20 protein-coding genes are annotated in these 20988 nt (G+C 64.1%); 9 read left to right on the top strand and 11 right to left on the bottom strand.

Translation table 11 applies throughout. The features are described from left to right. Nucleotides 1-14: 14 nt before the first annotated feature. Nucleotides 15-1310, bottom strand: coding sequence for a nucleotide sugar dehydrogenase (locus ACYVG2_RS02475; protein ID WP_460779527.1), 1296 nt, complete (start codon nt 1308-1310; stop codon nt 15-17). A 51-nt stretch (nt 1311-1361) separates the two neighbouring features. On the opposite strand from ACYVG2_RS02475, the gene ACYVG2_RS02470 reads away from it, so the two are divergent. Beyond that, complete coding sequence (locus ACYVG2_RS02470; RefSeq protein WP_460779526.1) at nt 1362-2321, top strand: DUF4436 family protein; 960 nt, start codon at nt 1362-1364, stop codon at nt 2319-2321. A gap of 12 nt (nt 2322-2333) precedes the next feature. Here the strand turns inward: ACYVG2_RS02470 and wecB are convergent, their stop codons facing one another. The 3 genes from wecB to ACYVG2_RS02455 form a co-directional block, all read right to left on the bottom strand. Beyond that, on the bottom strand, nt 2334-3398 hold the full coding sequence (wecB, locus tag ACYVG2_RS02465) for a non-hydrolyzing UDP-N-acetylglucosamine 2-epimerase (RefSeq protein ID WP_460779926.1): 1065 nt from the start codon (nt 3396-3398) through the stop codon (nt 2334-2336). A 34-nt stretch (nt 3399-3432) separates the two neighbouring features. Continuing rightward, nucleotides 3433-4497 carry a hypothetical protein gene (locus tag ACYVG2_RS02460; protein ID WP_460779525.1) on the bottom strand — a complete coding sequence of 355 codons (1065 nt, stop codon included), beginning with the start codon at nt 4495-4497 and terminating at the stop codon, nt 3433-3435. Between the two features lie 100 nt (nt 4498-4597). Next, complete coding sequence (locus ACYVG2_RS02455; RefSeq protein ID WP_460779524.1) at nt 4598-5752, bottom strand: glycosyltransferase family protein; 1155 nt, start codon at nt 5750-5752, stop codon at nt 4598-4600. A gap of 113 nt (nt 5753-5865) precedes the next feature. On the opposite strand from ACYVG2_RS02455, the gene ACYVG2_RS02450 reads away from it, so the two are divergent. Continuing rightward, nucleotides 5866-6918 (top strand): glycosyltransferase, encoded by a 1053-nt coding sequence (locus ACYVG2_RS02450; protein ID WP_460779523.1) that lies wholly within the window; start codon nt 5866-5868, stop codon nt 6916-6918. 19 nt (nt 6919-6937) lie between these two features. On the opposite strand, the gene ACYVG2_RS02445 is transcribed toward ACYVG2_RS02450, so the two are convergent. Genes ACYVG2_RS02445 through ACYVG2_RS02430 form a run of 4 tightly spaced genes read right to left on the bottom strand, consistent with a single transcriptional unit; the run spans nt 6938 to nt 9636 of the window. After that, nucleotides 6938-7945 carry a 3-oxoacyl-ACP synthase III family protein gene (locus ACYVG2_RS02445; RefSeq protein ID WP_460779522.1) on the bottom strand — a complete coding sequence of 336 codons (1008 nt, stop codon included), beginning with the start codon at nt 7943-7945 and terminating at the stop codon, nt 6938-6940. A gap of 25 nt (nt 7946-7970) precedes the next feature. Further along, nucleotides 7971-8732 carry an SDR family NAD(P)-dependent oxidoreductase gene (locus ACYVG2_RS02440; RefSeq protein WP_460779521.1) on the bottom strand — a complete coding sequence of 254 codons (762 nt, stop codon included), beginning with the start codon at nt 8730-8732 and terminating at the stop codon, nt 7971-7973. Then, on the bottom strand, nt 8725-8943 hold the full coding sequence (locus ACYVG2_RS02435) for a phosphopantetheine-binding protein (RefSeq protein ID WP_460779520.1): 219 nt from the start codon (nt 8941-8943) through the stop codon (nt 8725-8727). Before ACYVG2_RS02435 ends, ACYVG2_RS02440 begins: the two co-directional genes overlap by 8 nt. A 27-nt stretch (nt 8944-8970) precedes the next feature. Further along, complete coding sequence (locus tag ACYVG2_RS02430; protein ID WP_460779519.1) at nt 8971-9636, bottom strand: GCN5 family acetyltransferase; 666 nt, start codon at nt 9634-9636, stop codon at nt 8971-8973. Nucleotides 9637-9760: 124 nt separating this feature from the next. Here ACYVG2_RS02430 and ACYVG2_RS02425 point away from each other — a divergent pair, with 124 nt between their 5' ends. From ACYVG2_RS02425 to ACYVG2_RS02405, 5 genes are all read left to right on the top strand, one after another. Then, nucleotides 9761-10996 (top strand): hypothetical protein, encoded by a 1236-nt coding sequence (locus ACYVG2_RS02425; RefSeq protein ID WP_460779518.1) that lies wholly within the window; start codon nt 9761-9763, stop codon nt 10994-10996. 265 nt (nt 10997-11261) lie between these two features. Next, a complete protein-coding gene (locus tag ACYVG2_RS02420) occupies nt 11262-12155 on the top strand; it encodes a glycosyltransferase (RefSeq protein ID WP_460779517.1) in 894 nt (297 codons plus the stop codon). A gap of 1 nt (nt 12156) precedes the next feature. Further along, a complete protein-coding gene (locus tag ACYVG2_RS02415) occupies nt 12157-13314 on the top strand; it encodes a glycosyltransferase (RefSeq protein ID WP_460779515.1) in 1158 nt (385 codons plus the stop codon). After that, nucleotides 13311-14546 (top strand): glycosyltransferase, encoded by a 1236-nt coding sequence (locus tag ACYVG2_RS02410; protein ID WP_460779514.1) that lies wholly within the window; start codon nt 13311-13313, stop codon nt 14544-14546. The genes ACYVG2_RS02415 and ACYVG2_RS02410 overlap by 4 nt, the downstream gene beginning before the upstream one ends. A gap of 104 nt (nt 14547-14650) precedes the next feature. Further along, nucleotides 14651-14890 (top strand): hypothetical protein, encoded by a 240-nt coding sequence (locus tag ACYVG2_RS02405; protein WP_460779513.1) that lies wholly within the window; start codon nt 14651-14653, stop codon nt 14888-14890. 18 nt (nt 14891-14908) lie between these two features. Here the strand turns inward: ACYVG2_RS02405 and ACYVG2_RS02400 are convergent, their stop codons facing one another. After that, entirely contained in the window at nt 14909-15814 is a 906-nt protein-coding gene (locus ACYVG2_RS02400; RefSeq protein WP_460779512.1) for an LpxD N-terminal domain-containing protein, read from the bottom strand. Between the two features lie 51 nt (nt 15815-15865). Here ACYVG2_RS02400 and ACYVG2_RS02395 point away from each other — a divergent pair, with 51 nt between their 5' ends. Together ACYVG2_RS02395 and ACYVG2_RS02390 are read left to right on the top strand one after the other, a co-directional pair. Beyond that, entirely contained in the window at nt 15866-16948 is a 1083-nt protein-coding gene (locus ACYVG2_RS02395) for a glycosyltransferase (RefSeq protein ID WP_460779511.1), read from the top strand. Beyond that, nucleotides 16945-18015: a glycosyltransferase gene (locus ACYVG2_RS02390; RefSeq protein WP_460779510.1), complete on the top strand. Its 1071-nt coding sequence runs from the start codon at nt 16945-16947 to the stop codon at nt 18013-18015. The genes ACYVG2_RS02395 and ACYVG2_RS02390 overlap by 4 nt, the downstream gene beginning before the upstream one ends. Before the next feature lie 20 nt (nt 18016-18035). On the opposite strand, the gene ACYVG2_RS02385 is transcribed toward ACYVG2_RS02390, so the two are convergent. Beyond that, complete coding sequence (locus tag ACYVG2_RS02385; protein ID WP_460779925.1) at nt 18036-19115, bottom strand: acyltransferase family protein; 1080 nt, start codon at nt 19113-19115, stop codon at nt 18036-18038. Nucleotides 19116-19194: 79 nt separating this feature from the next. Continuing rightward, entirely contained in the window at nt 19195-20979 is a 1785-nt protein-coding gene (locus ACYVG2_RS02380; RefSeq protein WP_460779509.1) for an ABC transporter ATP-binding protein, read from the bottom strand. Nucleotides 20980-20988 lie beyond the last annotated feature (9 nt).

Genomic DNA, 20988 nt, shown 5'->3' with positions numbered 1-20988 from the left:
GAGGCGTCGTCAACTCAGACGCCCGCACCGACGACCAGTCTCGGCGTACCCGTCCAGCGCTGAGGGTCCGTCGCCGCGCGACCGTCGACCAGGAGGCGGACGCCGGGCAGCTGATCAGGTGTGAGCTCACGGTACGATGCGTGGTCCGTCTGCAATACAGCCACGTCCACGTCGTCCCCCAGCGTGTACGGCGCGAAGCCGAGCCTGCTCAGCTCGTCGTCGTCGTACAGCGGATCGTGCACCGACACTCTCGCACCACGCGCCTCAAGGGCAGCGACAGTCGGGAACACCCCCGAGAACGCGGTCTCCTTCACTCCGCCGCGATAGGACGCACCGAGCACGACTGCGTGGAGGCCTTCGAACGAGCCGATCATCGTCGCCGCCTGGGCGACAAGCCGCTCCGGCATCGACTCGTTGAGTTCACGCGCGGTGCGCACGATGCTCGCGTCGGGGTCGGTCGAGAGATAGAGCTTCGGATAAACCGGGATGCAGTGTCCGCCGACAGCGATACCGGGGCGATGTATGTGGCTGAACACCTGTGAGTTGCACGCCTCGATCACTCGATGGACATCGATGCCGTTAGTGCCAGCGAAGAGAGCGAACTGATTTGCGAGTCCGATGTTCACGTCCCGATACGTGGTCTCGGCCAGTTTTGCCATCTCAGCTGCCTCTGCGCTGCCGAGATCCCAGACACCATTGGGGCGTGGCAGATCCGGGCGTTCGTCGAACTGCAGTACGTCCTCGTAGAACGAGATGGCGCGTTCGGCTCCAGACGGCGACAGGGCACCGACGAGCTTGGGGTACTTGCGCAGATCGGCGAAGACTCGTCCGGAATAGACACGTTCCGGGGAGAAGACCACGTGAAAATCCCTGCCCTCGATCAGCCCTGAGATCTTCTCGATCATCGGCTTCCAGCGTCCGCGTGTGGTGCCGACAGGCAGGGTCGTCTCATAGGAGACGAGGGTTCCCGGGGTCAGATGCTGGGCGAGCGACGTCGTCGCGTCGTCCATCCAGCCGAACTCGGGCTCTGCCGTGTGCTCGTTGACGAAGAGCGGTACCACCACGACGACAGCATCCGCATCCCGAATCGCCTCGGCGTAGTCCGTGGTCGCACGCAAGCGCCCCGCCGTCAGCGCCGAGGTCAGGCGTTCGCCCAGCTCTGCTTCTCCGGGGAAAGGCTCTCTACCGGCATTGATGGCGGCCACGAGTTCGGGGTTCACATCTACACCGATCACGTCGTGGCCGGATCCGGCGAATTGGACGGCGAGAGGGAGCCCGATCTTTCCGAGGGCCACGACGGCGATGCGCATGGACTCCAGTTTACGGGGTGAGCGAGGAGGCGGTGCTAGCGTCGAATCACGATGAGGAAGAAGGGCTTGTCCGTGCGCATGACGATATCGTCCGAGAGACGTCGGTTCCCGCTCCTCGTCGTCATCTCCGCGATCGTGTTCGCGTTCGTCTATCTGGCAGTCGTCCTCCTGTACGCGCAGGGCGGCCGGTCCGATGAGGGAAGCGCAGTGGATCGTAACCAGCCGAGCACGCATCTGGTGATGACACCGCGTGACGTGGATGCGGTCCAGGACCGGATACGTGTCGATCTCAGCTTCGCGCAGGGAAGTCTGCTGGCGAGCGATGACGGGCTGACGACGACGTCGGACGTGGAGATCGTGATCACATCCGCCGGGGCTCGCCAGCTCGTCGGCTATGAGGAGAATCAGGCTGTCGCGCCGATGTCGATCGATCTGCGCACGACCGGTGCCATCGAGCAATGGCCATTCGATCATCATGCGAGCCAAACGATGGTGCTGGTGTCCGTGCCCTCCACGGACGGAAGCGACGAGCAGACGGCCGTGCACGCCGATCTCTCCCTCGGAGAGCACCACGTGCCGGGATGGGTGATCACGCTCACGGCCGACACCACGTCGCCGCCGCTCGTAGCTGAAGGGAACGTCGCCGTTCAGCAGTACATCATCGAAGCACGTCGCGCATCGGCGACGATCGCCTTCGGGATCGTCCTGCTCGCATTGATGGTCATGTTGCCCGTGCTCGGACTCACCGTCGCGATCCTGGCCCTGCGCGGACGCCGCCCGATGGAGATCGGATTCCTCACCTGGATCGCGGGCATGCTGTTCGCGACGCCGACTCTGCGCAACTTCTTTCCCGGTCAACCGCCCATCGGGTCGTGGGTCGATTTCCTCATCGTGCTGTGGGTGATCGCCGGACTCGTACTCGCTCTGCTGATCAGCGTCGTCGCCTGGTACCGTGCCGGACGGCCGACGCACGAATCCGCTGCCAACGCGGAGCACGATCTCGCGCCGTGACGCGCGGCTCGGTTAGCTGCGTGCGGCGAGCACTTCGATTACCTTTTCCGCTGCGTGGCCGTGCCCGTAGGGCGATTCGGTCGTAGGCGAGGGCCGCGGTCGGCTCACCGCGGCGGCGATCTCTTCCGCGGTGTTCGCGAGCACGTTCCAGCCGAGATCGATCGTCTCCACCCACTCAGTCTCGGTGCGCACGGTCGTGCACGGCACTCCGAGCAGGAACGCCTCTTTCTGCAGACCACCTGAATCAGTGACCACCCCTGCACTCGACAGCGCCGCGGCGATCAGGTCGGCGTACGCCAGCGGGGCATGCGCCATCAACGATCCCTGCGTCAACTCGATTCCATGTGTGGCGGCCTTCTCGACCACGCGCGGGTGCGCGAGCAGTATCACCGACTTGTCCAGCGAAGCCAGCCCCGCTGCGACCCTTGCCAGACGGGCGGGATCGTCGGTGTTCTCGGCACGGTGAATCGTTGCGATGTAGAACTCGCCCTGCGTCAGCCCGAGTTCGACAAGCAGCCTCGACGGAGTGTCTGCGACCTCATCGCGCACCGCGAAGAGCACATCCGTCATGACGTCACCGACCAGCACGGTGCGCTCCGCAAGTCCTTCGCGACTCAGGTGCTCGACAGCCACCTGCGTGGGTGCGAGCAGTAGATCCGCCGCGTGATCGGTCATGACACGGTTGTGTTCTTCGGGCATCCGCCGATTGAAACTGCGCAGCCCTGCCTCGAGATGCGCGACCGGGATGTGCATCTTCACCGCACTGAGCGCTGCGGCCACGGTCGAGTTGGTGTCGCCGTACACGAGCACCCAGTCTGGACGGTGCTCATCGAATACGGCGTCCAGCGCAGCGAGCATGGCCCCTGTCTGCACCCCATGTGAACCGCTGCCGACCCCCAGATGCACGTCGGGGGCATCGATCCCCAGGTCTTCGAAGAACACATCCGACAGCATCGGATCGTAGTGCTGGCCGGTGTGGACAATGATGTGATCCACTCCGGCCGCCCTCGCCGCCTTGTGGATGGGAGCGAGCTTGACGAACTGCGGGCGCGCGCCCACGACGCTGACGATCTTCACAGTCATCTACCCTACGTGGCTGAGTCCTTCGGGATCACGTGGCGAGGAATGAATTGAGCGCCCTGGCGGCGAGGTCGCCACCGTGTGCGCATCGCACGAAGTCGGTGCCGGATGCGGCCTTGGCCGCGGATGCGAACCGGTCGTCGATAATCCGCCGCAGGACCCGTTCGATCTCCGACGCTCTCGACTGCTCGATCGGAAGGTCAGTTCCCGCGACCCGCCGAACTGCTGCGCGGACGTCGCCTGAGACGTGACCGACTACGAGACGGCCCGCTGCCATCGCCTCGCACGCCGCGACGCCGTAGCTGCCCGCGAGGAACTGATCCAGCACGATGTCGGCATCGCCGTAGATCGCGCGCATCTGCGCTGACGGCACGCCGTGAATTTCGCGGTACTCGATCAGGCCTTCGGCATCGAGCCTGCGCATCGGCTCCGCTACGCGATCGCTGCCTTTGAGCCCGGCGCGGCTCGGCGCGTGCACGACGATGGGGCGGGCCCGCGTGAACGCCGGCGTCGTGGCAGCAGATGCCCATTCCTCGACGTCTACGACGACCGGGAGCCAAGTCGCACCGGCTGCGTACTCGAGCAGATCAGGGGTCGATACGAATTGGAAGGCGCCGGTCTCGACGGCGATAGCGTGATTCGCGGCGGCGATGCTTTCGAGGGCTGCCGTGTCGGGATAGCCGTGCGCGAACGGCGAGTCGGGTTCTCGGGCAGCGTGCGCGCTGGGCAGGCGGATGTCGCTGCCGTGCCACAGCAGTGCAACGCGGATTCCGGCCTGCTCGAGCCTGCCGATCTGCTCCACGACATCGCCGTCTCTTTCGAAGACCGGACGACCGGACTCGATGATCGCATGTGTGAAACCAGTGAGGATGGCTCGTTCCTGCGCTGCACGCCATCGGCCGTTGGAAATGACTGCGCTCACCGGGATCACATGATGCGCAGTGAAGCGGAAGAGGTCGTCTGCACCGCGGTACATGAAGCTCGCCGCCGACACCTGCGGCAAGCCGCGTGCGACTTCTGCCCAAGCACGGCCCTGCCCGGCGGAGTTGACGGGGCCGATGAGCAGCCGGTGCGGCGCTTCTGATGCCGCCGTCACCCCCACTTCTCGATACTCACGACGACGTCCGGGCAGAACGCGGTCGGCGACCGGTGAGGGCAGCAGGTCCGTGACGAGGCGATAGGCCGTTTCGGTAAGGCTAGCGCGCATCTCGCGCCCGTCGCACGATCGCGTCGATCGCCTCGGCCCAGGTCTCGACCTGCCGCTCCGAAGACAGCGCGTCCGCGGCATCGGCGGAAGCACGCTTGTACCGCATCACGTTCTCGGATGTGAGCGAGTCGATCGCGCGCCGAATGGCGTTCTCGTCGAACCCGTCGGCGACGACTCCCAGCCGACGGGCTTCGAGAATGCGCTGCATCTCGGGTGAAGGGCCGATGATGATGCCGAGGCGTGCTTGCACGAAGTCGAAGAACTTGTTCGGAAGCGCCATGGTGTTGTTCGTGCTTACCGGCTGCAGCACGTGAATGCCGACATCGTGCCGGTTGAGAGTCTCGATCAGCGCGGATTGCGGCACCGGATCGTGCACGGTGATCCGGTCGCCGAGCTCGTCGGCGAGAGCGACGAACTCGGCGCGCTGCTTAGCCGGCTCGGCAGTGAGGTAGAGATCGAAGCGCACGTCAGCAGGCGACGTCGCGACCGCTCGCATGATCTCACCGAGGCTTCGCTCGTGGAACGGGTTGCCGCTGTGCACGATGCGAATGGGGCCGTCAACTGCTCGCACAGGCAGGTCTCGCAAGTGGGTGGAGTTCGTGACAACCTCGGGGAACACTCCGTAGTCGTGATAGCGCTCGGCTATCCCAGCTGCGACCGTCGTCGACGAGGCTGCCTGTGAGACGTGTTCACGGGTCATCCAGGTCCAATAGCGCCGCTGCCGCCTGCCCAGCACTGTGTCATCGAAACCCATATCAGGGAAGAACTCGTGAAGATCTGCGTGCACCCGCTCCGCACCGAAGAGTGCGCAGGCGATCCCGACGGTCTCCGCGTCGTTCGCGATAACGGCGTCGAACTCGCGACCGCCGAGCATCTGGGTGACATTCTGAGCAGCATCCGTGATGAAGTACAGTCGCTCGAACCGCTCCGTCCGGCGCGCGAACTCGTCGACCAGGCGCGCGAAAAACGACCGACGCGTCGGCAGGGCTCCGCTCATCTCGACGTGCTCGACGTCAGGGTGCGGCGATGGCCCGGGTGAGCAGGTCGTCACGGCATAGTCGTCGACGAACCGCCTCACTTGTTTGCCCACCCGCGGGTCGCCGTCGATCGGCACGAACGACAAGATGAGCAAACGTGGTTTCATGGGGATACTCCGTAGAACAGACGCGGCGACCGCCACCGTATCAACGATACCCGGGTGCTCGAATCGCTCGAGCGCAGAGCCGCGGCCGCACTGCTGCGGCTACGCTCGCAGTCATGAGCGACTTCGAGGCAGATGTGATCATCCCTGTGCACACCGCCACCCGCCCCATCGCCAGAGCTGCCGCTTCAGCGCTCGATCACAACGATCGTCGAGTGCGCGTGAACGTGGTCGCTCACAACATCGATGCGCAGTTGATCCGAAGGGAACTGGGCGAGTACGCCGGGCATCCCTCGCTACGGCTGCTGCACCTCATGGACGGTATCGGGTCGCCGGCCGGCCCCTTGAACCACGGAATATCGGTTGCAACGGCGAACTACTACGCGGTGCTGGGCTCTGACGACGAGTTCGAACCCGGCGCGGTCGATTCCTGGCTCGCCATGGCCGAGCGCACGGACGCCGACGCTGTTCTCGCTCGGGTCAACCGCAGTATTCAGGGCGTGGAGCCCCTGCCCCCGACGCGACGAGGTCGAGAGACGAAGCTCAGCGGAGCCAGGGATCGCCTCACCTACCGATGCGTCCCGCAGGGACTCATCTCACGCGAGCGCTTCGGCCACCTTCGCTTCACCCCAGGGCTGGCCTCGGGAGAGGATCAGGAATTCACGGCGCAGCTCTGGTTCACCGCCCATGCTCTCGCCTACGACCGCCACGGTCCCGCATATGTGCTCCACGAGGAAGGCGATGACCGCGTCACAGCGACCGCGCGTCCCGTTGACGAGGATTTCAGGTTCCTCGAGGTCGTGGGCGCGACCACGTGGTACCCACGGTTGCGCAAGTCGCAGAAGCGCGCATGGGGCGTGAAGAATCTGCGGATGCACCTGATGGATGCTGTCGCCGCTCGCTTGGACGACCTCGATTCGCACGCAGTTGACCTTGTTCGTGTCGCCGACACGATCGAACGACTCTCCCCTGGTGCGACGGCACTGCTCGCTCGCTGTGACCGAGACGTGCTGCACGAGCTGCGCACCCCGAGGCCTGACCCGGCGCGCATTCGGGAGGCCTTCGCCAAACGCTGGGGTCGGAACGCCGACGCCTGGCTACCCGCGAACCCGTTGCTGGCGCTGCACCCGCAAGCACCGTACCCGACGTTGCGCGCGATGATCGCCTGAGCGCAGGACGAGAGCTCGATCACCAGTTGACGATGAGCCCTCCCCAGGAGAGCCCGACTCCGAAGCCCAGCAGCATCACACGCATACCGGGCTTGAGAGTGCCATCCCGCTCGGCTTCGGCAAGCGCGATCGGGATCGTCGACGAAACGGTGTTGCCGAAGTTCTCCAGCGCGATGAAGAACTTCTCCTTCGGAACGCCGAGTTTCTTGCGCAGATGCTCGAGCATGAATGCATTGGCCTGATGGAACACGAACAGATCGATGTCACCGAGTGACAGTCCCGCCTTAAACAAGATCTGCTCGACCGACCCCGGCACGACGCGAAGTGTGAAGTTGAAGATCTCGGGGCCGTCCATGTAGAGGTCGTAGGAGCCCTCGACCAGTTCTCGCGCATCTGCATTGGCCTTGGGCTGGAGAGCGGTTCCTTCACGCAGGCCGCCGCGCGGAACGATCAGGTTCTTTGCGCCGGATCCGTCTGTGCCGTAGACGATGCCACTGATGGAGTCAGCCGCCCCGTCTCCGGAAACGAGGGTCGCTGATGAGCCATCACCGAAGATCGTGCGCACGCTCTTATCGGCCTGATTGAGGAACTTCGTGTAGGTGTCAGCGGTAAGCACCATGACGTTGGATGCCTGATCTGATGCGATCAGGCCCTTCGCGAGCCCCAGCGCATAGACGTAGCCGGAGCATCCAAGCGTGATGTCGGTCGCCCCCGCCGTGGTCGGGATGCCGAGCGCATCCTGCACGATGCACGCAGTCGACGGCAGGAAGTAGTCCGGACTTTGGGTGCAGACGATCACGTAGTCGATCGTCTTCGGATCGATGTCGTGCTCGGCGATCAGCGCCCGGCCGGCGGCGATCGCGAGATCGGAAGAGAACTCGTCGGCGCCTGCGATGTGACGTTGCGCGATGCCGGTCTTCGACGCGATCTTCTCGACGCTCCATTCGGGGAACTGCGCGGCGAGGTCATCGTTAGTGAGAACGGTCTCGGGGACGTGATAGCCAACGGCGGCGATGCGTGCGTTCATACCGCGAGTCTACGGCGCGATACGCTCACTGGGCCGTGTACCCGCCGTCGACGACGAGGGTGCTGCCGGTGACCCACTTGGAAGCGCTCGACAGCAGGTACAGCGCTGCGTTCGCGACGTCATCGGCCGCGCCCGTACCCAGCGGGTGTGTTGCTTCGATGCGTTCCCAGCCCGCGTCGCCGACTCGATCGCGGATGCCACGGGTCAGCTCGGTCTCTACGATGCCGGCCGCGATGCTGTTGACGCGGATGCGTTCACGTGCCAGCTCAAGCGCGAGCGACCTGCCGAGGGACGCCACGGCTGCCTTCGAGGCGGCGTATGCGCTGACTCCGGCTTCGCCGACCAGGCCGACGGCTGACGAGAGCAGTACGATGCTCGGCGCCTCACCGCGCACCTGCCGATGGCGGAATGCCTTGACCAGCATCAGGGCACTGGTGACGTTCACATCGAACAGCCGCGTGATCTGCTCGGCCGTCGTTGTTCGCAGCGGTGTGGTGTCGTGGATGCCGGCGGCGTGCACCATGCCGTCCAGCGGCCCGAGTCGGTCAGCGGCCTCACGAAGCGCGCTCGCCGCACTCGGCGCGTCGGTGACATCGCAGGGCAGCGCCAGATGGCCGGTCCCGGCGAGCGCTGCGCGCGTCTCTTCGAGGGCCTCCGGCCGCCGGGCGAGAAGAGCGAGCGTCGCGCCGTGCCGGCTGGCCAGGGTCGCAGTCGCCCTTCCGATGCCCGAAGAAGCGCCGGTGACGACGAGGTTTCGGCCCGCCAGACCGAGGTAGTCCTCAGGCACCGGCGTCGACGAGCACCTTCAGGTCGGCGACCGTCTTGGCTTCGGCGAGCTTGTCGGCATCGATGGTGACACCGGTCGCATCATCGACCTCGGCGATGAACGACAGATTCGACAGCGAATCCCAGCCCAGGTCGTCGAGGTCACCGTCGAGGGTCACCTCATCGATCTCGAGAATTCCGGCAACGAGCTTGAGGAGATCTTCGGCGTTCATGCATTCATCCTATCGGCGAACGAGCGATCAGTAGTTCTCTGCGGGCACCTTGTCGAACCACCAGAAGGGGTGGGTGAGCACCTGCAGCACGGGCACCTTGTCGACCCACAGCGCAAAGTGGCCCTCACGCCAGTTTCCACTGCTGTCGCTGAGGTACTTCATGGTCGGCATCATGAATCGCGATTCGTACGAGTGGTACGAGACCGTATCCGACCACTTCTGCCGGAGTTGATCTGCGAACTCGTAACCGCCCATGCGTGCCGGCTCGTGCAGGCTGAATCCTCCCAGCTCGCGCCCGACCGCGGTCTCGAAGACGCACCGCTGACGCTCGGCCCATTCCTCATTGTCATGACCGAGCACTTCGTTGATGCCGCCTTCGAGGTGCAGCTGCACCTCGTGGCCAAGCTCTTCCATCTCGCGGATGATCTGTAGAGAGGGCAGGCTCATGAGGTTGTACCCGCGCGCGTGCACACGCAGGAAGAAGGCCGAGGTGCAGCCTGCTTCCGCATCGACCTTGGCCACGCGAAGCGCCTGTTCGATGCTGTTGTCGATGTCGTGGCGCAGGATCATGTGCTTGTCATGGGGGGCCGCGAGGAAGTCGCGGAAACCGGTGACCGCATAGCCCGCTTCGCGGAACGCGCGCAGAGCGCTGGAATAGGAATCGAGGGAGAAATCAGTCCTCGGCGTCGTCATATCTGAACCATCCCATGTCGGTGAAGCGCACCGACTGCGGCACACGGCTTCATATCCTATCCTGCGGCCTGTTCGGCACTCAGCCTTTCCGGTTTCCGCGATGCATGGGCGGCTAGGATGCTCTGTGATGGATCGATACCGGCTCCCCCGATGGATCAATGCGCTCATCGATTGGCTCGCCGACCACCCGATGAGTCTCCCCGGCCGACTGGCGGCGTTGAGAATGGGACGCCCTGCGCCCCGGGGCTCTGTTCCGACGACGACATTCGACGATCGTCCGCAGAGAGTACTAATCGCACCAGTGAACTACTCGGGCCAAGGCAGGGAGTGGGCGCGGGCGCTGGAGAAGTCGGATGCACAGATCTCGGCCCGGAACATGGCGATCGAAGTCCCGGGAGGCTTCTCATTCGACGCCGATCTCGTAGTGCCTGTTGCGACTTATCACAATGATCGGGATTGGCAACGCCGTCAGTTCGCGGCGGCCTCAGACGCAACCCATGTCCTCATCGAGGCGGAAGAGCCTCCATTCGGACGCCTATTCGGTCGTTCGGTTCGTTCCCAGGCCGAGGCGCTGTTGGAGCGAAATGTGAACGTCGCTTTCCTCGGTCACGGCACCGACGTTCGCTTGCCTTCTCGGCATATTCAGGTGAATCCGTTGTCGTACTTCGCTGATCCGGGTATCTACACTCCCCGACTTGAAACGGTCGCTCAGCGCAATATCGATTTCATCGTGAACAGCGGGCGTCCGCTGTTCGTTTCGACACCGGACCTGCTCGATGATCTGCCGACCGCGATCTGGTGCCCCGTCGTCGTGGATCCCGCGCGCTGGCGGGCGGAACGACCGCAGGGCCGCTCCGGTCCACTTCGCATCGCCCATGCCCCGTCGGTTGCAATTGCGAAGGGGACGCCACTGATCATGCCGATTCTCCACCAACTCGAGGCGGAGGGGCTCATCACAGTCGAGATCGTCTCCGGGATTCCCTCCGAACGGATGCCCGAAGTCTTCGCGCGGGCTGATGTCGTCATCGACCAGCTTCGCGCAGGATCATATGGGGTTGCTGCCTGCGAAGCGATGGCCGCCGGCTGCGTCGTCATCGGACAGGTCGCAACTCCGACGAGGGATCGTGTCCGAGACCTCACAGGGCTCTCGTTGCCCATTCTCGAAGCGACCCCGGATACCATCGAGAACGTGTTGCGGGATCTTGCGAGTCGGGACAATCTCTCCAACCTTGGGTATCGCGGCACTTCTTTCGTGCAACATGTGCATGATGGCCGGCGATCGGCAGAGGCACTTCGAGGCTCATGGATCGCTCCCGGACAGACCGACCACGGAAAGGTCTCAGATGCATCCGTTCGCTGAAGGCACCTGGAAGCTGGTGCCGAAACCGCTCCAGGACGCCATCGCGTCAAGCGTCGACCGCGTGCAGGGACGTCGGCCACCAGCGGTTCCCATTCCCGATACCACAAAGCCGATTCGCCTGTTCGTCGGCCCTGTCAACTACGCCGGTCAGGGTTATCGGTGGGCACGAGCTGCAGAGCAAAGCGGTCAAGTCTCCGCACGCAATTACGTGCACACAGGCAACAACCCGCTCGGGTACGACGCCGATCATCTCGTATCTTGGCGGATGTCAGAGCACTCACGCGCCTGGCAGAACTCACTTCTGAATGAGATCCGCCGCAGCTACACACACGTGCTCATAGAAGCGTGCTTCCCGATCCTCGGTGGCATGTTCCGCGGCGATGTTCGCCGACAGGTCACTTTACTTCGTGACGCAGGAGTGAAAGTCGGAATCGTCGGCCATGGCACAGACGTACGCCTTCCGTCTCGACACGTCGAGCTCGACGAGTGGTCTTACTTCAAGAACGACCTCTGGGGCGCGCCGACCGAACGTGTCGAACAGGTCGTCTCCGAGAACCTCAAGCTCATCGACGATCTGGACGTCCCGACATTCGTTTCCACTGCCGGCCTGCTTCTCGACCTCCCCAACGCGCACTTCCTCGGCGTCGTCATCGACCCCGACCATTGGGCGAACGAGGTCCCGCTGCTTGCGCGCGAACGGATCCGGGTCATTCACGCGCCCACCCATCCGAAGGCAAAGGGAACGACCCATGTCGCGCCAGTCGCTCGTCGGCTTCATGACGAAGGACTCATCGAGTACGTCGAGTTGCAAGGCATACCCAACGAAGAGATGCCAGCGGCTGTCGCCCAAGCGGATGTGGTGCTCGATCAGTTCCGGTCAGGGGACTACGGCGTCGCCGCATGCGAAACGATGGCTGCTGGACGCGTTTTGCTTGCCCATGTCAGCGACCAGGTCCGCGGATCGGTCGACGCGTACGCCGGCATGTCGTTGCCGATCCCGGAGACTCCGATCGATCGCGTCGAGGAAGTGCTTCGCGACATCGTCGCACGCCGAGAGCATTACCGCTCGCTCGCCGCTCAGGGGCCCGAGTTCGTCCGGCGCCTGCACAACGGGGACTTCTCGCGCGAAGTGCTCATGCGTGAATTCCTCACGGTCTGATATGCGCGTCACGATCGTCTCCCGCATCTACCGGCCAGAGCCGTCGGCCGCCTCGATCTACCTCGGCGCCATTGCCGATGAGCTGCTCGCCGGTGGGCACGATGTGGATGTCATCACAGCGTCTCCACCGAGGGGAATGGCCGAGCGGCGAACGCGCGAGCGAGTGCGCACCTTCCCCGTGCTCCGCGACGCCAAGGGATACGTTCGCGGCTACATCCCGTATATGAGCTTCGATGTCCCCCTCGCATTCCGGCTGCTGTTCGCCCGCCGTCCCGATGCCGTCTTCGTCGAGCCGCCGCCCACGACGGGAGTGGTCGTTCGGGTGATCTGCGCACTGCGGCGCATCCCCTACGTCTACGACGCGGCTGACATCTGGTCCGATGCCGCGCAGCTCGAGCCGGTCTCTCCGCTCGTCGTGCGCGTGCTCGCCGCGCTGGAGGGGTTCGCGCTGCGCGGGGCCGCACACGTGGTGACGGTCTCCCAGGGCGTCGTCGACCGTGTGCGTGCGTTCGGCGTCGGCCGTCCGGCGACCATCACGGGCTTCGGCGCTGACGTGAATGAGTTCCCGCTGACCAGCGGCCCGGCGCAGAAGCTCTTCGTCTACGCCGGCAGCTACTCGCCCTATCACGGAGCAGACATCCTTGTCGATGCGTTCGCGCTGTTCCTCAAGTCCCACCCCGAGTATGTACTGCGCTTCATCGGGAACGGGACTGAGCAGCCGCGGGTACGCACTCGGGCTGCCGAACTCGGCGTAACCAGCCAGATCGAGTACCTCGAACCGGTCCCTCCGGCGCAGCTTCTGCCGCACCTCGCGTCTGCCGCCGCTTCACTGGCGACCATCAAGCCCGGTACCGTCTACGAGTACTCGTACGCCTCGAAGGCGTTCTCATCTCTTTCGGCGGGCTGCCCCGTGCTGTTCGCCGGACCGGGGCCGACGATCGATCTCATTGCGAACGCCAACGAGCACGTGAAGGCCGGAATCGCCTGTGACTACGATGCCGACGAGATCGCCGCGGCCATGGGGTGGCTGGCCGATGAGCGAGCCACTGCGCAGCAACGTGCCGAGCTCAGTGCATGGACGGCGGGCGAGCACTCCATGGCCGCCGTCGCACGTAGAGTCGTCGAAGTGCTCGGCTCCGTCGTGAGGCGGCGACGGTGACCTCGGTCTTTGGCATGGCCACCGAGTGGCTGATGCGTCACCGCACGTCGCTTCCCGGCTGGATGAATCGAGCTATGGAATCGGTTGCACGCGATCCTGACGGCATCGTCGGGCGCCTTGCAGGACGCATCTTGCGCGGCCCCGATACCCCGCCGACCACGATTCCCGACACTCCCGTGCGGCTGTACATCGCGCCGACGAACTATTCAGGTCAGGGTTATGCATGGGCACGCGCCGTGGAGCGTGAAGACGCCGGTATCGGCGCGCGCAACGTCGCCATCGAGCTTCCTGGAGACTATGGCTTCCGCGCCGATACCCATGTGCCGATCGCGACCGTCAACTCTTCGGCAGACTGGGCAGCGGCGGAATGGGAATCGGCCCGGCGGTTCACGCATGTGCTCGTAGAAGCCGAGCGGTCGATGTTCGGCCGTCGATTCGAAAGAGACCTCCGCGCCGAGATCAAGGCACTGGGTGATGGCGGTGTCTCCGTCGCCTATCTCTGTCATGGCACCGACATCCGCGATCCCGACAGGCACGCGACTCTGACGCCGTGGTCGCTGTATCCCGAAGATCCTCGAACCGACGTGCTGCGGGCCGATGCGAAGGCGAACCTCGAACTACTGCGTGAACTCCGGCGTCCCACCTTCGTCTCAACGCCCGACTTGCTCCTCGACGTGCCGTGGGCCCGCTGGTGCCCGGTCGTCATCGACCCGGCACGGTTCGCCGATGCGCGCGCCACGACCGCGGCCACGGCAGAGGTTCTGCGTGTCATACACGTGCCCAGCGCTCCTCTGCAGAAGGGCACCCACCTCATCGCGCCCGTGATGGAGGCGCTTTCCTCTAGGCGATCAGACATTGCTTATAGATCGCTGTCGTCTCTGCCGTCGTCCGAGATCCCGGACGTGTTCGCCGAAACCGACGTTCTTCTCGATCAGTTCCGCGCAGGCTCTTACGGTGTCGCGGCCTGCGAAGCGATGGCGGCCGGGCGCATCGTGATCGGCCATGTTCTTCCCAACGTGAGAGAACGCGTGCACGCCGACTTCGGGATCGAACTGCCCATCGTGGAGGCCACCCCTGACACCCTTGATGATGTACTGAGCGAGCTGGCGGACGACCGCGATCGCGCACGACGGATCGCCGAGTCGGGGCCCGCGTTCGTCGAGATCGTGCACAGCGGAGCAGCGAGTGCACGTGTCCTCATCGACGGCTGGATCGCGGATGCTCACTGCTAAGCAGATTGATCTCCTAGCTTCTCGCAGGTTCTCCGTTCTCCGGGTCCGGTTGGAGTGAATAGTGACGGACGAGGTGATCTCATCGCGCGCAACGCGACAGGAACTTGTTCATCTACCTCGGCACTGCGTCGGGCGGGATGACGGATGCCACTCAGCTCGGTATCGGCTGGAACGGATTCACGCTGATCGGCGGAGGAGACTACACCGGTGACGGTGCCGCGGATTTGATGGGTCGCCGCCTGTCTGACCAGACCATCTGGCTGTACCGGGGAAACCGTGTCGGCGACTTCTCTGGCGGAACTCAGGTTCGGATCTCGTTGGGGCGTCACGTCCTGATCGTCTGACGACGAGCATTCAGAACATCAACGAGTGCTGCCGATCCGCTTCGCAGGATTGCCTGCGCGGACCTCGTACTCTGGAACGCTTCGGATCGCTACGGCACCGATGCCGAGGAGTGCGCCCTTTCCGATCACGATGCCGTTGATGACGGAAGCGTTGGGTCCGATCCAGACGTCGTCTTCAACGATGACGCTGCCTGAGATCTCGGCGCACGCCGTGATGATGACGTTGCGCCCGATCAAGCAGTTGTGGGCAATGTGCACGTGATCATCGATCTTCGCGTGATCATCGATGACGGTCGGCGTGATGGTGCCAGAGCAGACCGTCGTGAAGCAGCCGACCTCGACGTGATCGCCGATGCGCACCGAGCCGATGTGCGGGATGCGGATGTTGTCGCCGTTCGGATCCTTCTCGATGCCGAAGCCTTCTTCGCCGATGACAGCATGGCTCTTGATGAGTGCGTGTGCACCAATCTGCACGCCGGCGCCGATCACGACATGATCGCGCACCTCGGCATGCGGCCCGATCACCGCTCCCGTGCGCACGACTGTGTACTCGCCGATGACCGCCGTCTCGTGGATCTGAGCGGAGGGATGCACCCGGGCGGTCGAGGCGATGCCGGCCAGAGGCGTCTCGGTGAAATGGTCGGTCACCGCACGGGCGAACGCCCCGCGCGGGTTCTCGACCACTATGAGCGAACCTGAGACTCCGGGCGGCAACTCTGTGCCGACGGGCGCGATGATCACGGCGCCAGCCGATAGCGCCGACTCAATCGCGGCGCCGTACCGCTCGACATCGACGGCGAACGTCAGGTGTCCGGGACCGGCCGATTGAATGGCCGCCGGTGCCGTGATGGGGTTGTTCTCACCGTGCAGTGAGGCGTCAAGACTTCGAGCCACGGTCGCGGCGTCGAGAACTGAGTTGGGCATGATTCGATGCTACTCGCCGTCGCCACCGACAACGCTGGGTAGCATCGTTGTGTGAGTTCTCCTGTTGTCGATGTCATCATCGCCGTGCACACCGCTACCCGCCCCATCGCGCGAGCCGTCGCTTCGGTCATCGACCACACCGAAGCACCCGTACGCGTCAACGTCGTCGCCCACAACATTGCCCCTGACATCATCCGCACCAACCTCGGCGCCTACGCCGACCACCCCGACGTACGTCTCCTCCCCTACCGCGACGGCATCCCCTCACCAGCCGGCCCCATGAACCACGGCCTCGACCAAGCCACCGCCCCCTTCACTGCCCTCCTCGGCTCCGACGACGAATTCGCACCCGGCGCCATCGACTCCTGGCTCAACATCCAACAACAAGCCAGCGCAGATGCGGTTCTGGCGCAGATTCGTCTCCCTAATGGCAACATCGATCCGTACCCGCCTGTGCGAAATGGCGTACGCGTGCGTGAACTAGATGTGCGCAAGGATCGGCTCTTCTACCGCAGCGCTCCGCTCGGGTTGGTGAGTCGCGAACGGTTTAAGGAGCTTCGTCTGGCCGTCGGTTTACGCTCGGGCGAGGACCTCCCGTACTCGGCAACGGTTTGGGCGTGTGCCCACCGCTTGGCATACGATCTCGACCACCCTGGCTACATCATCAACGACGATGTGCCCGACCGCGTCACATTCGAGCCAAGACCCATGTCTGAAGATTTCCGATATCTCGACGAGTTCGACAAGCTCGACTGGTTGACCGGAGCAAGCACCGCGACTCGAACTGCGCTGGTCGTAAAAATCTTGCGCATCCATGTCTTCGATGCAATCGCGGCTCGAATCTCGGTACCCGCGACCCGCTCAACGCTCGCGGAGGACATAACCCAAGTGCTCCGTCGGTTGCACGATATGGCACCAGGCGCGATCCGCTTGCTCGCTCGCGCCGACCGACGCGTCCTCGACACCGTCCTCGCCGATAGAGCTTCTGAGCGCGAGATATCCGAACTGCTCGCCGCCAGGTGGACGTATCGCTCGATCAATGCAATGCTTCCCCGAAATCCACTCTTGGCACTCCATCGGCAGGCGCCATTCCGCACGCTGCTCGCTGGGGCCCGATCGGTGCTCGGTCGATGAGTTCTCCTGTTGTCGATGTCATCATCGCCGTGCACACCGCTACCCGCCCCATCACGCGAGCCGTCGCTTCGGTCATCGACCACACCGAAGCACCCGTACGCGTCAACGTCGTCGCCCACAACATTGCCCCTGACATCATCCGCACCAACCTCGGCGCCTACGCCGACCACCCCGACGTACGTCTCCTCCCCTACCGCGACGGCATCCCCTCACCAGCCGGCCCCATGAACCACGGCCTCGACCAAGCCACCGCCCCCTTCACTGCCCTCCTCGGCTCCGACGACGAATTCGCACCCGGCGCCATCGACTCCTGGCTCAACATCCAACAACAAACCAGCGCGACAGTCGTCATCCCGAAGATCGTGCTGCTGGGCCGCCCCAGCGCCCCGCTGCCCCCGATACGCGACGGTTCGAGGGCTCGCGACCTGAGCGCACGACGCGACCGCCTTTCGTACCGCAGCGCGCCGATCGGCCTGGTGGAGCGAGCGCGTCACGGGCACCTCCGGTTCTCCGAGGGCGTGGGCAGCGGCGAAGACATCCCGGTGACCGCACAGCTCTGGTTCACCGCCCGGAACATCGCGATCGACCTGCACGGTCCCGCGTATCTGGGGCATGAAGACGAACATGACCGAGTGACGGCGGCGCCACGCGCCTTCTCGGCCGACTTCGCGTTCTTGGACGACATAGAGGGCGCCGACTGGTTCGCGGCCCTCGATCGTGCAGACCGGTTGGCTATCGTCAGCAAGCTCCTGCGCATTCAGTTGCTCAGTGCGATCACCGCGCGACGCAGGACGATTTCCGACCACCAAGATGCCCTGCGCGCTGTGCTCGCGCGACTACGCCGAATGGCACCAGGAGCACTGAGTGTGCTCGCACGCGTCGACCGGAAGATCATCGACGAGGCGCTGTCTGCGACTCCCGATGCCGAGCGGATCCTCGCGCTGTCTCACGAGCGCTGGAACGGACGCTCACTCGGCGTGCTGCTCACTCGCAACCCGCTGCTGTCACTGCATCGCCAGGCGATGCTTCGTCTGCTGCGGGATGCACGACGCGTTGCAGAAGAGTAACGTGCCCGAGCCGGAAGGCCTCAGCTTCGGACAACCAGACGGGCGGCGTCGCGGCGATCCTTCCATTTGCGCATGCGCTTCTCGACGGGCTTCTCGACAAGCGCGTGCAGGCCCCATGCCGCGAGGAGATCGATAACGAGCAGCACCACGAACCAGCCGAGGTTCGCCCACGAGGGCTGTTGAATGCCGAAGATCGTCACGAACAAGTAGATGAACGTCGCATGCACGAGGTAGAACGCGAACGACCACTCGCCGAGACGAACTTGCCACCGCGCTTCGAAGAACGACCGACGGCCGCGCAGGGAGTGCGACGCCAGAGCAACGATCGCGATCCCGCACGCCACCGTGAACATCTCGTTCGTGAACCCCGGAATGTGGTGCAGAACTCGAATCTCGCCGAAGAACCGATAGCTCGCCAACACGAGCACCACCACGGCACCGAGCGCGCCCACACCGATCAATGGATGGATGCGGGGACGCCAGCCGTTGCGCATCGCCCATGCCAACGCCATGCCGAGAACGAACTCGGGCAGGCGCTGCACCGGCGTGGGGACCGATGCCAGCCAAGATTCCGGTGACAGCACGACAGCGATCCGATAGGCGAAGGCTGCGAGGACGATCCCGACCGCCATGTAAAGGGCGCCACGACGCGCGAGAGGCACAAGCACGCGAGATATCCACGGATGCAGCGCGTAGAAGAACGCCTCGCACGTGAGTGTCCAGGCCGCGGGGTTGCCGGAGAAGAGCACGACCGGATTCGCCGACCAGGCTTGCAGCAGCACGACCGACAACAGCAGAACGCCCAGGTCGAACGGCTTGAGAAAGCTGCCTTCCGGGATCGCGCCTATCGTGTAGAACACCGGGATCGCAAGCAGCAACGCCACGATGTGCGCTGGCCAGATGCGTGCGAATCGACGCCAGTAGAACGTCGAGGTCCGCACGTTCGGCCTTGCCGACCAGGTCAGGACGAACCCCGAGAGCACGAAGAAGAACGTGACGCCGAGATATCCGAAGTCGAATACTTGCATGATCGACCCTGGCAAGGGTGCGAACGCCCTCATGTGGTAAAAGAACACTACGAATGCCGCCCACCAACGCAGCCCCGTCAGCGCGTCAAGGCGCTGAGTCGGGGCCGCGAGGACTGAAGACGAGTTCAGAGCGTTCTCCTGACGTCGGGTATTAGAGGCGGAGATCGCCCGCGAGTCCGGCCAGAGCGACCTGCTCGGCGAACCCGGCGTGCGCGGTGGCCACTTCGATGAATGTGCCCTGTGCGGCGATGGTTCCGTCTTCCATATAGCAGATGCGGTCGTAGTTCTTTATGGTGGAGAGCCGGTGTGCGACCGAGATCAGCGTGACCTCGCCGCGAAGCTCTGAGATCGCCTTCGTCACTTCGTCTTCTGTCTTCGTGTCGAGCGAGCTGGTCGCTTCGTCGAGCACCAGGACGAGCGGATCGGTGTACAGGGCGCGCGCTATGCCCAGCCGCTGCTGCTGGCCGCCGGAGAGCGAAACCCCTCGCTCCCCGATGCGCTCATCAAGCCCACCTGCCCGCGACGCGACCAGACCGGAAAGCTGCGCGCGCTCAAGCGCATACATCACACGGTCGCGATCGATCTCCTCGGTCCACGACAGAGCGACGTTCTGCGCGAGAGAGCCGTCGAACAGGGCCACGCGCTGAGGTACATATCCCACGCGGCCGCGCCACTGCCGGAGTACTGTGCGCAACGGATCGCCGTCGATCGAGATCTCGCCCTCGGTCGCCTGGCTGAGCCCTAGGAGCAGATCGATCAAGGTCGACTTGCCGGCGCCAGAAGGACCCACGATACCGAGAGAACTACCCAAGGGAATTTCGAGCGAGAGACCACGGATCACGTCTTCTTCGGCCTTGGGATATCTGAAGCGCACGTCGGTCAGCCGCAGAGCTCTGGGCGACTCGGCGAGCTCGGCAGTGTCGATTGGCGTCTGCGACTGCTTCATGTCATTCTCGGCCGCCGTCAGGTCACCGATCACGTCTTGCGCCGAAGGCGTGCTCGCGACAGCTTGCACGATCCCGCTCTGGATTCCTGTGATGGCCGGGATCAACCGGAAACCGGTCGCGGCGAACAAGGCAACCGATGCCAGCGCACCGCCGATCCCATTCTGCAGGAACGCCGCGGTCCCGATCAGCAGGACTCCACCGATGAGTGCCGATTCGAAAGCGAAGCCGGGAACGATCCCCAGGAAGGACGCATTCGCGCGAGCGCGCACCGAATGGTGGCGACTGTCAGTGACAAGCTGCGCCACATCGCCGAGCCGATTGCGCAGGCTCAGCTCTTTGAGCGCATCCATCATCTCGGTCATCAGGATGGCGACCCGGTAGCTGTAGTTGCGGTTCACCGTCGCAGCTTCGAGTGCCCGCTTCGTCACGACGAAATGCACGACGAGTGCGACAGCGGTCAAGTAGACGAGTGCGATCAACGACGTGAGCGGATCGACAACTAGCAGCACGACGATCACCAGCACGAACGTGAACACCAAGCTCGGGATGCGCATGAGTGGCAGCAGGAATCCTGACATCGTGTTCGCGATACCGCCGTCGGCGATTCGCGTGATCTCAGCGACCGTTCGCTTCGAGCGCTCCTCCCACGACGAGTTGATGTACGCCTTGAACATGCGGTCGCCGATCTCGAGTTCGTAACGGGCGAACCGACGAGTCGCGAACCAGTGCAATACCAACGACAGTGCCGACTTCAGAATGATGAGAACACAGGCCCCGAGGGCGAGTAGCGGCATCCAGTCCGCCGGGATCTCGCCTATGATCGGCAGGCTGAGCGCACCGCCGGTCAGCACCGGCCCGATGATGATGGCCAGGAGCGACATCGCCATGACATCGAGGGCCGTGATCGCCGTCGTGGCGATCATATAGCCCATGAAGTAGCGCTGCGCGCCCTTGGGCAGCAGCGGAAGGAGGCCCCGCAAGACCGGCATAACGCGATT

It is taken from the genome of Microbacterium shaanxiense, assembly GCF_054779995.1.
The sequence above is the reverse complement of the archived record's forward strand: the minus strand, read 5'-3'. Positions and strand labels throughout refer to the sequence as shown.

Excerpts from the sequence above, each read along its gene's own strand:
- ACYVG2_RS02455 (WP_460779524.1), bottom strand. The coding sequence starts at position 5,752 with ATGAAACCACGTTTGCTCATCTTGTCGTTCGTGCCGATCGACGGCGAC.
- ACYVG2_RS02420 (WP_460779517.1), top strand. The coding sequence starts at position 11,262 with ATGTCAGAGCACTCACGCGCCTGGCAGAACTCACTTCTGAATGAGATC.
- ACYVG2_RS02435 (WP_460779520.1), bottom strand. The coding sequence starts at position 8,943 with ATGAACGCCGAAGATCTCCTCAAGCTCGTTGCCGGAATTCTCGAGATC.
- ACYVG2_RS02450 (WP_460779523.1), top strand. The coding sequence starts at position 5,866 with ATGAGCGACTTCGAGGCAGATGTGATCATCCCTGTGCACACCGCCACC.
- ACYVG2_RS02390 (WP_460779510.1), top strand. The coding sequence starts at position 16,945 with ATGAGTTCTCCTGTTGTCGATGTCATCATCGCCGTGCACACCGCTACC.
- ACYVG2_RS02430 (WP_460779519.1), bottom strand. The coding sequence starts at position 9,636 with ATGACGACGCCGAGGACTGATTTCTCCCTCGATTCCTATTCCAGCGCT.
- ACYVG2_RS02470 (WP_460779526.1), top strand. The coding sequence starts at position 1,362 with ATGAGGAAGAAGGGCTTGTCCGTGCGCATGACGATATCGTCCGAGAGA.
- ACYVG2_RS02445 (WP_460779522.1), bottom strand. The coding sequence starts at position 7,945 with ATGAACGCACGCATCGCCGCCGTTGGCTATCACGTCCCCGAGACCGTT.
- ACYVG2_RS02400 (WP_460779512.1), bottom strand. The coding sequence starts at position 15,814 with ATGCCCAACTCAGTTCTCGACGCCGCGACCGTGGCTCGAAGTCTTGAC.
- ACYVG2_RS02380 (WP_460779509.1), bottom strand. The coding sequence starts at position 20,979 with ATGCCGGTCTTGCGGGGCCTCCTTCCGCTGCTGCCCAAGGGCGCGCAG.
- ACYVG2_RS02415 (WP_460779515.1), top strand. The coding sequence starts at position 12,157 with ATGCGCGTCACGATCGTCTCCCGCATCTACCGGCCAGAGCCGTCGGCC.
- ACYVG2_RS02475 (WP_460779527.1), bottom strand. The coding sequence starts at position 1,310 with ATGCGCATCGCCGTCGTGGCCCTCGGAAAGATCGGGCTCCCTCTCGCC.